Below are 8,939 nucleotides of genomic sequence, written 5' to 3' on the forward strand. Positions count from 1 at the left end.
CCCAACGATGACAATGGTTCTGTTGGGTTACGCTAGCGCTAACCCAACCTACAATTTCAACCTTGACAATGCACTAGCTGTCAGGCTCCACCGCCAAATCGATCGCCAATTCGTCTTGCAACCAATTAAAAATCTGTTGCCGTTCGCCAGGGGTCAGGTAAAAGCAGCCCGTCCGGCGGAGGCGATCGTTGATGTCTTCCATATCGGCAGCGGTGAAGAGTCCGGCGGTATTGGCAATATTGCACAGCAAATCGTCGCGGCCCTGCTGATCGAGACTGTCGTAGCGATACCGGGCAAGCTGCTTGCTCAAGCGATTCAATGTCGCCTCACCCCATGCTAGGCGCTGCCGACGCTCGGCTGGAATCCGTTCGCCCGCTGCAATTTTGGCGTAATCGGTATCCAGAATATCGAGGTGAATGATGTGAGGGTGCTGAGTCACAAGCCAAGAGGTCGGTAATATCTTCACGCACAGTGCCCTTGCCATGGCGAAGAGCTGTGAATCTCTAGGTGCAGACCGCGATCGCCCACCACCTAAACTTGTTGATAGCGTAGTGTACTTTGCCCGCTCCGTCCGTACTCTTCAGAAAAAACTCAGGGTCTGACCGACTGCCGCCCCGCGATCCTTTCTCCCAACGGCGAGGCTGGTGGCCCACGCTCAGGGAGCACATCCAGGGGACTGGCTGGCGCACCGTCAACATTACGGATCATTTCGGGGGGCCGAAAGATATTACAACCTCGTGATAGTTTCAAGACTGTAGAAAGTTGAATTCCGTTACGGGGAGAATCGCACGTGCTGGCAGCTTCTAATCGTTCCACTCAAAGTATCGAATCAACTCGCGAAGCTTGCAGTGATTATGTTGCTCATTTGCAACTGCATATGGCGCTCCAGGCTAAAAATCTCGTACCTTCTTTGGCCCAAAACAGCGATCGCCGAGAGCATTTATTGCATCAAACTCAGGCCGATCTAGAGAAAATGATCTCCCGCCAGGGTTTCTAAACCTTCGCAGTCAACCGCATATTTTTTCGCTTTGCTAAGCGCCGTGAATCCTGAAGACTCCACGGCGCTTCTTGTTTGGCGACTTCGCTAGCCCAACGAAAAACAGTATTGGTGCGACTTCCGGGCTGGTTACAGGCGGAGCAACCAAATTCCGGTAAACGTCATCCCCGAGTCATCGGGGCGCACCAGCAAAAAATGGAGGCCATGAGCTTGCTGTTGGCGCTCATTGAACTGCTGACCAGCGGCGGCAACTTGTGGATCTTCAAACGTTGTCAGCACCCAGCGATCGACCAACCCCGCTGCCAGAATCACGCCGTCCGGCGCACCGGGAATGTAGGTCAACGTGGCGGGCTGCTGCTCCTGGAGCCACTGCGCCAGAGGCAGCGATCGCCGTCCGGCATCAATGATCACCCCGGGAATCGCCGCCGTACTGGGTAGCCCCAGATTGAGGGGCAAAAAGTCTGCTGGCACAACCTGGAATGGCATCGGTTCGTAGATCAAACTTTCTTGCAGGTCTTGGGCGGAGAGACTGCCGAACCGCCACTGGTCGCCCCACAAATTTTCGGGCATGGGCACGGGAGCGAGCTGCTCTACCGCCAGGGGATCGTAAGGTTCGCCACTGTATTCCGGTTGCGCCGGATACCACTGCGATCGCTGCACCAACCAGCGTTTCAACGTTGGGGTGGTGCGACTCGGCACCACCGGCAATGACAAAGGTTCGGCAGCCACTTGTAATAACGACAGACACTGGGGGCGAAAGACGCGAATTTCGTCGGGCGACTGACCGGACTTTTGCAGCGCCATAGTCAACTGTTGCCGGAGCCAATCACTATTGACCGCTGACTGGGGCGCAGTGGCCCCGTAGGTGAACTGGAACGGGCGATCGCACACCAACAGTTCCCACAGCGACTGACCCGCCGCATCCCGCAGCGGTCGCCGATAACAATCCACTTCCCAAATGACCATCGGCATCCGCTCCGTCAAGCCACATGCTCGGTTTTCAGCGACAAAGGCGTCGAGAGGTCGTCTAAGTAGGCCCGCATGACATATTCAGCCACCATGCGATCGCTGTTGAAGTTGGGCGCATTGGTGCGAATTGACGCCTTCATCATGGCAATCCATTTGTGGGGAATGCCGTGGCGATCGCGTTCATAAAACAGCGGCGCAATTTCCCGTTCCAGCAGAGTGTAGAGCGAGTCGGCGTCGATTTGGTCTTGATGTTCTTGGTCGCTGGTGTCAATTTCTTCGCCAATCGTCCAGCCATTGCTGGGTTTGCCAGCTCGCCCAGGTTGATATCCCTCACACCACCAACCATCGCCAATGCTGAGGTTAATCACGCCGTTAAAGGCCGCCTTTTGACCGCTGGTGCCGCACGCCTCGGTGGGGCGGCGGGGCGTATTCAGCCACACATCCACACCATGCACCATGAGCTTGGCGGTAAACATGTCGTAGTCTTCGATAAACGCCACGCGATCGCGCAATGCCGGATGCCGACACCATTCCATTAACCGCTGAATAATCCGCTTGCCTTCATCATCTCCAGGGCGCGCCTTCCCCGCAAAGACAATTTGAATCGGTCGTCGCGCGTTGGAAAAAATGCGGATCGCCCGCTGTAAATCCTTAAAGATTAATGCGCCGCGTTTGTAGGGACTGAAACGTCGGGCAAAGCCCAGGGTTAGCACATTCGGGTCGAGCAGCCGCTCGACGGCCATAATGTCGTCTTTGGCTTCTTTACGCTCTAATCGTGACGCCAGTGTCTGCGATCGCGTGTACGCAATCAGGCGCTCCTTCAAAATGCAGTGTCGTCGCCACAACTCTCGCTCGGGAATGGCATCCACATTCTGCCAAATCTCTTGGCTGGCGAGATGCAGTTCCACATGGGTCCAAATATCTGTGGTGTTGAGGTGCAGCTGTGACCAGTTTTTGCCCAAATGCTGGCTATACAAATCCACCAGCAGGGGAGCCGTCCAACTGCTGAGGTGCGCCCCATTCGTCACATAGCCAATGGGCACTTCCTCCTCGGTCTTGTCGGGATAGAGGATTTGCCACATTTCCCGCGAGACTTCGCCGTGGCGCTGACTCACCGCATTGGCCTGCCGAGTCATCCGCAGCGCTAGCACCGACAAACTAAACGGTTCCCAGGGGTCACCAATGCGGCGCGCCCCCAAATTCAAAAACTCTTCGCGCTCCAGCTCTAACTGGGGCCAGTAATGACCAAAGAACGAATCCATCATGTCGGCGGAGAAGGCGTTGTTGCCATCGGGCACCGGGGTGTGGGTGGTGAAAACGGAGCGATCGCGCACCCAAGTCTGCGCTTCATCAAAAGTGCTGCCGGAGTATTCCATCTCCTGACGCACCACCTCCAACAGGGCAAAGGCAGAACTGCCCTCATTGATGTGATACACCGACGGCTCAATTTCTAACGTGTGGAGCACTTGCACTCCACCAATGCCCAACAAAATTTGCTGGGCCAGCCGAGTTTCGCGGTTGCCGCCGTAGAGTTGTCCGGTCAACTTGCGGTCAATGGGATCGTTGTCGGGGCGATTGGCATCCAGCAAATACAAATCCACTCGACCGATCTGGGCTTTCCATACTTGCACCCGCACTGTCCGTTGGCGTACCGTCACTTTTACCGTCACGGGCTGACCATACTCATCGCGCACCAACTCTAGCGGCATGTGCTCAAAGTCGTTATCGCGATAAAAGTCTTCTTGCCAACCGCTCCGGTTTAAGCGCTGACAAACATACCCCTGATGGTAGAGCAACCCCACGCCCACCATGGGCACGCCCAGATCCGATGCCGATTTGAGGTAATCACCCGCCAGCACTCCCAAGCCACCGCAATAGGTATACAGCGATTCGTGAATGCCATATTCCATGCAAAAGTAAGCGACGGGCTCCTCGGGCGTGAGATGAGGCGCGACGCGGCGGCCCCAGGTCGAGCGCTCACGCATGTAACCGTCAAAATGATTGGCCAGCACCTGGAGCCGCTTCAAATAGTCCGGATTTTCGGCCACTTGCGACAGCCGCTCGTAGGACACCGCCTCTAACAGCGCCACGGGGTTGTGGTAGCAGTTTTGCCAGACCGTCGGCTCAATGGTGCTAAACAGCGACATGCGATCCGGGGTCCAGCTCCACCAGTAGTTGTAAGCCAAATCGGCTAGTCGCCGTAATGGGGAGGGCAGTTTCTTTTTGAGCTGCGTGATGGGATTCATAACTGGATAGCAACCGATGCCAGGAAAAATATAAAGGGAATGTGCCCGAGCTTGTCGCCAAGGCTACCCTGGGAAAAAGGGCTACAGCTGTGGCATCAGGCACCGTTGCACACAAACCAGTGCAACCAAAAGCCGCCAACGGATTTTGCTGCACTCACCGCCGTGCAACCTGATAAACGCTGTCAGTTTTTCTAGCCTAACGCGGATATTTACCGCAGGATCACATATTCAATGGCGACCCCGAAAAATTCACGTCGCCTTTAGACGCTACGGGCGGTTAGGGGCATTTTGCGCGGAAATTCGGCGATCGCAGTCCACATAGAAATAGAACGTGGCGTTAATGCGCCTGCTATTTTGTGGCGAGCAGGGGAGGCGGGAGAGCGAGAGTGATAAAAACTGGAGACTACTGGGACTTGCGCACAAAAAAAGATTCCCATAAACCGAGTTTTGACTCCGCTCAACTCTCAAAACTGGTAGGTTGAGCGCAGTCGAAACCGGCTTAAACAGGTACTTGATTTAGTGGCAGATCCCTTTCGTGATTCCTGCCAAGTCGCACTCGTCGCGATCGCGACGCCGCCTGACCACTACACGCCTCGCCCCTTTGTCCCATGCTTCAGACCAATGCGGGTTCCCGGGGGGCGATCGCTTCGGGGAGAGTGCGGCCTACCGCCGTAGCAATGGGGCGCAGGCTCTCGACTAAAGCGGCCATATCCTCTAACGACAGAGCTTGTCGCGCATCCGACACCGACTCTTCGGGCACAGGATGACACTCAATCATGAGGCCATCGGCCCCAGCCGCGATCGCGGCCCGCGCCAAACTAGGCACCAGCTCGCGCTTACCCGCCGCATGGCTCGGGTCCACAATCACGGGTAAGTGGGTCAGCTGTTTGAGGGCCACCACGGCTCCCAGATCCAGCACATTGCGGGTGTAGTTGTCGAAGCTGCGGATGCCCCGCTCACAGAGGATGATGTTGGGGTTGCCGTGGGCCGCGATGTATTCCGCTGCCATCACCAGCTCTTGAATGGTGGCGGCCAGCCCGCGCTTCAGTACAACAGGCTGATTGATTTCGCCCAGGGCTTTCAGCAAGTCGAAATTTTGCATATTGCGGCTGCCGACTTGCAGGACATCAGCATGGGCCGCGATCGCTTCAATTTGATGGATGGCCATGACTTCAGTAATCACGGGCAGGTGGTAGCGCCGCCGCACTCGGTCTAGGATGGCCAACCCGGCTTCGCCCATCCCTTGGAAGGCATAGGGGGAGGTGCGGGGCTTGTAAACGCCGCCCCGCAGCGCTTGAATGGTGTGCTGACCGAGTTGAGTCGCGATCGCTTCCATCTGATCGAGGCTTTCCACGGAGCAGGGGCCGCCGACGATGAGTAACTCATCACCGCCGACGGTGATCTGATCGTTCAGCGCGATCACGGTGCCGTGGTCGTCATGAGCTTTAGCAGTGAGTTTGGCATCTTGCATGGGTTGGGTTCCTTGTTGATGGTGATTGGGGTTGATGGTGATTGGGGTTGATGGTGATTGGGTAACAGTCAGTCGAATATCAGCAGCATTGAAAAACCCCCGGTCGTCTAGGACGCTCCGGGGGTTTGTTAACAGGCATCATGGCCTAGTCACCCGGAGCAAATCCCAGTGAAAAAGAAAAAGTTGAAATACCAGTTAGCCGGAGCGGAGTAAACCATGATGACTAGTCGAGTAGGTGAAACAGTAATCCTTTAAAAACGCGAAAACCGCAGAGCGGGCCTGCGGTTCACTAGGAGAGTTCAGCCAAAGCTAAATTCACATCTAGTGAACCTCCTCAAAAAACCAAAAATAAAATCGCTCGGCGTTGAATTGCATGGACTTTTAAGATAACGCTTCTGTTAGGTTAACAATGGAACCCTGAAGCGTCAACTAAAGGCTGGAACTTTTTGGTTGTGGTCAACGAAAGTCAGGCCCGTGACGCTCCCAGGTGTTGCCACTCAGGGGAGAGCGATCGCTCATCGTACAAGTTCATAACAGATGAACGCGGCCTTGGAAAAACTGCTGTAGGCTGATGTTGACAGAGCGACCACCGCTATTTCATGGGGCCAAGACCATGCTGACCGACCTTCAGAAACGCAAGTTGACCAAGCTGTTTAGCCTATACGACTCAGACTATACAGGCGTCTTAGTCAAGCAAGACTTTGAGCTCATGTTCAAAAAGCTGACTAACTTGCGGGGGTGGTCGAAGCGATCGCCCCGTTGCATCGTGCTCGAAGATAAACTCATGCGACAGTGGCAGGGACTAGAGGCCAAGGCCGACACCCACAAAAATGACGAAGTCTCTTTGAGTGAGTGGTTTGCGTATTATGACGACGTTTTAGCCGATACCAGTGCTAGCCCCGAAATGATTGGCGATTTAATTGAATTAGTGTTTGACGTCTTTGACCAGGATGAAGACGGGCGGATTAATCAAGCTGAATGGGGCCAGTTGCTCGCTGTTTTCAATGAGTCCCCGGTGTATGCACCATTAGTCTTTCCCCAACTCGACCAAGACCAAGACGGTTACCTGAGCAAAAATGAGATTCGGGGTCTGTTCATTAATTTCTGCTACAGCGACGACCCGAATGAAATCGCCAATCAAATGTTTGGTCCCTATTAACGCTGCTCCGACGCTGGGCTCACCCAATTTTGGCAGGTCGTCTATCTCTTAAAAATCAAGATTAGCTAAATCCAATTCTGACCAAGTACATACTGTGTAAATACTGTGCCGGGCCGGGAACCGCCATCTCGGCGGTTCCCAACTGCTGATTAAACCCCATCCCTGAGAAGCGGTTGCAATTCCGGCCTACTCATCTTCATGGGCGTGATAAGCCGCTTCAATTTCTTGCATCTGGATATCGAGCTCTTTTAATAACTTGACCAGGGATTTCAAAGTTTTAGAACGCGACGGCTGAAAATTGAGCGACTTACGTGCGCGATCGCGCATGTCGCTCAGTCGAGCTTTCAAGGTTTCTGCGGCATCCAACGCATCGCGACTGATACTATCAATCTGATACTGCTGATGGAACTCTAGCGCCGCGCCGCGTAACACTTGCAAGGTGGCTTGTTCGGTTTCATCGCCTGGAATGATCTTGAGCCGCAGCAAAATGCGCTGACCATCCTGAGTCCGTTCGATCTCCACTTGCTTCGGTTGGGTGACAAGGGCTACGGACATATGGGTTAACTGTTTGAGCTCATTGATGACCGCTTGCAGCACTTGGCTTTCAACGGGTTCGATGAGTCCCTCCAAAACGCCGTTACGGCTCCACAAAATTTGGTGGGAGTGACCATGACGTTTGAGATATAAGCGCCCAATTCCATCCCCAATGACCTTATCCAAGAGGGCTTGCATCAGCACTTTGGGGGGCAACGCACACAACAAACGACTGATATCGTCATCATGGGCTTCATCGGTGGTCGCATCAGCGACGGGAGCCGGCGGCTCAGGCGGCGGTGAGGGAACTGACGGCGGCGGTGCTGCGGGGGAGGCAGATTCAGGGGTTGTTTCCGCGATCGTCGAAGGTGGCGCTTCTGGGGACGGCGGTACGATAACCGGGGGAACTTCACTCGTGGTGGGGGTACCCTCCCTCACCTCCGGTTCCGCAGTGGGTGCGGGTGCAGGCGCTGCGGCGCTGGCCTCTGAAACCGGGGGCTTGGCGGGCTCGAACACCTCGGCCAATGCGGCGGCTTGCCGTTCTTCTGCCACCAACTGAGAGGTCAAGTCTCTGGGCAGCATGGCGGTCATTTCTTCGACCTGTTCCAAAATCAAGGTCGCCTGCATCTGCTCGTCAGAAATCGCCGCCCCCGCGATGGGTTCTGTTTCGTGAGCGATCGCGGCTTCCGAGGCTAAGGACGAAGAGGCCGCACTAGCCGCTGCATCTACTGCGGCCTCAGCCGCCGCCTTGTCCGCTTCGGCGGCTGCCTTGTCCACCTCATGGCTGGCCGCATTTGCTTGCTGCTGGCTCTCTGCGGTGTGCTTGAGATATTGCGATAACAGGTCACGGTGCCAATCAGACTCAATCTTCTCAAAGCGAATGGAGTAGTTGATATAAGACAGCTGCTTCGTGACATATTCGGTAGCCGCCGGATCATCCGGATCCACGGTACCCATAGTCAAGCAACTGCCATCAATCGAGAGCGGCGCTACTTGATAGTAGAGACATGCCTCGAAGGGCAAAATGCTATCAATCAGGGCGTAAATTTGAGCCCGCTCTAAGTCATTCGGCCAGCCAGCTTCATCGGCCTGAGAAACCGATGCCGCTCGTCCCTGATTAGCCCCTATCCAATTGTCACCAGACTGCTTAGCCATACTTGCAGAGCGTTCCCAAAGAGCCCACTATCTTGATGATCGACCCCGCTGTAGACATCATCGCAAAGTCTCTCCGCCAAGGTGTGATCCGTACCATGGATTGATAATGGTCTTAACACATATCGCTTTTATAACAACCAGAGGGCAATTCGGCGGCAATTTCTGCACCTTCTGGCAAGTCTATTTATAAAGCGTGAAAAATCTTCAAAGGCAATAAATCAGCTGTAGTCACTTTCATCGGCAATTCTGATGTCAACTTTCTGAGCCAGTGCCTGCGGCCTAGCCTGCTACGAGCTGTAGAAGCAAGCAACCTCATGGCGTTAACCCACTAAGGGAGCTGCAACTAAATAAAGTACCCGTTCAATCCGGTTTCGACTTCGCTCAACCTACCAGTATCGAGAGTTGAGC

Annotated in this window: 7 protein-coding genes; 2 read left to right on the forward strand and 5 right to left on the reverse strand. The window is 54.7% G+C overall.

The annotated features are described in order from the left end of the window. Positions 1-73: 73 nt before the first annotated feature. Positions 74-439, reverse strand: coding sequence for a hypothetical protein (locus JUK32_RS01195; protein ID WP_204137033.1), 366 nt, complete (start codon positions 437-439; stop codon positions 74-76). 351 nt (positions 440-790) lie between these two features. On the opposite strand from JUK32_RS01195, the gene JUK32_RS01200 reads away from it, so the two are divergent. Beyond that, entirely contained in the window at positions 791-997 is a 207-nt protein-coding gene (locus JUK32_RS01200; protein ID WP_204137034.1) for a hypothetical protein, read from the forward strand. A gap of 129 nt (positions 998-1,126) precedes the next feature. On the opposite strand, the gene JUK32_RS01205 is transcribed toward JUK32_RS01200, so the two are convergent. From JUK32_RS01205 to aroF, 3 genes are all read right to left on the reverse strand, one after another. After that, a complete protein-coding gene (locus JUK32_RS01205) occupies positions 1,127-1,963 on the reverse strand; it encodes a Tab2/Atab2 family RNA-binding protein (protein ID WP_204137035.1) in 837 nt (278 codons plus the stop codon). A gap of 14 nt (positions 1,964-1,977) precedes the next feature. Next, entirely contained in the window at positions 1,978-4,212 is a 2,235-nt protein-coding gene (glgP, locus tag JUK32_RS01210) for an alpha-glucan family phosphorylase (RefSeq protein WP_204137036.1), read from the reverse strand. Between the two features lie 613 nt (positions 4,213-4,825). Then, positions 4,826-5,683: a 3-deoxy-7-phosphoheptulonate synthase gene (aroF, locus tag JUK32_RS01215; RefSeq protein ID WP_204137037.1), complete on the reverse strand. Its 858-nt coding sequence runs from the start codon at positions 5,681-5,683 to the stop codon at positions 4,826-4,828. Between the two features lie 571 nt (positions 5,684-6,254). Here aroF and JUK32_RS01220 point away from each other — a divergent pair. After that, positions 6,255-6,842 (forward strand): EF-hand domain-containing protein, encoded by a 588-nt coding sequence (locus tag JUK32_RS01220; RefSeq protein ID WP_239112199.1) that lies wholly within the window; start codon positions 6,255-6,257, stop codon positions 6,840-6,842. 186 nt (positions 6,843-7,028) lie between these two features. Here JUK32_RS01220 and JUK32_RS01225 read toward each other — a convergent pair whose 3' ends face one another. Then, on the reverse strand, positions 7,029-8,531 hold the full coding sequence (locus JUK32_RS01225) for a hypothetical protein (protein WP_204137038.1): 1,503 nt from the start codon (positions 8,529-8,531) through the stop codon (positions 7,029-7,031). Positions 8,532-8,939: the final 408 nt, after the last annotated feature.

The sequence above is a fragment of the Halomicronema sp. CCY15110 genome (assembly GCF_016888165.1).
Taxonomy (GTDB): domain Bacteria; phylum Cyanobacteriota; class Cyanobacteriia; order Phormidesmidales; family Phormidesmidaceae; genus Halomicronema.

What these genes read in the sequence shown, in the direction of transcription:
- aroF (WP_204137037.1), bottom strand. Translation starts at nt 5,683, where the DNA reads ATGCAAGATGCCAAACTCACTGCTAAAGCTCATGACGACCACGGCACC.
- glgP (WP_204137036.1), bottom strand. Translation starts at nt 4,212, where the DNA reads ATGAATCCCATCACGCAGCTCAAAAAGAAACTGCCCTCCCCATTACGG.
- JUK32_RS01205 (WP_204137035.1), bottom strand. Translation starts at nt 1,963, where the DNA reads ATGGTCATTTGGGAAGTGGATTGTTATCGGCGACCGCTGCGGGATGCG.
- JUK32_RS01225 (WP_204137038.1), bottom strand. Translation starts at nt 8,531, where the DNA reads ATGGCTAAGCAGTCTGGTGACAATTGGATAGGGGCTAATCAGGGACGA.
- JUK32_RS01220 (WP_239112199.1), top strand. Translation starts at nt 6,255, where the DNA reads ATGTTGACAGAGCGACCACCGCTATTTCATGGGGCCAAGACCATGCTG.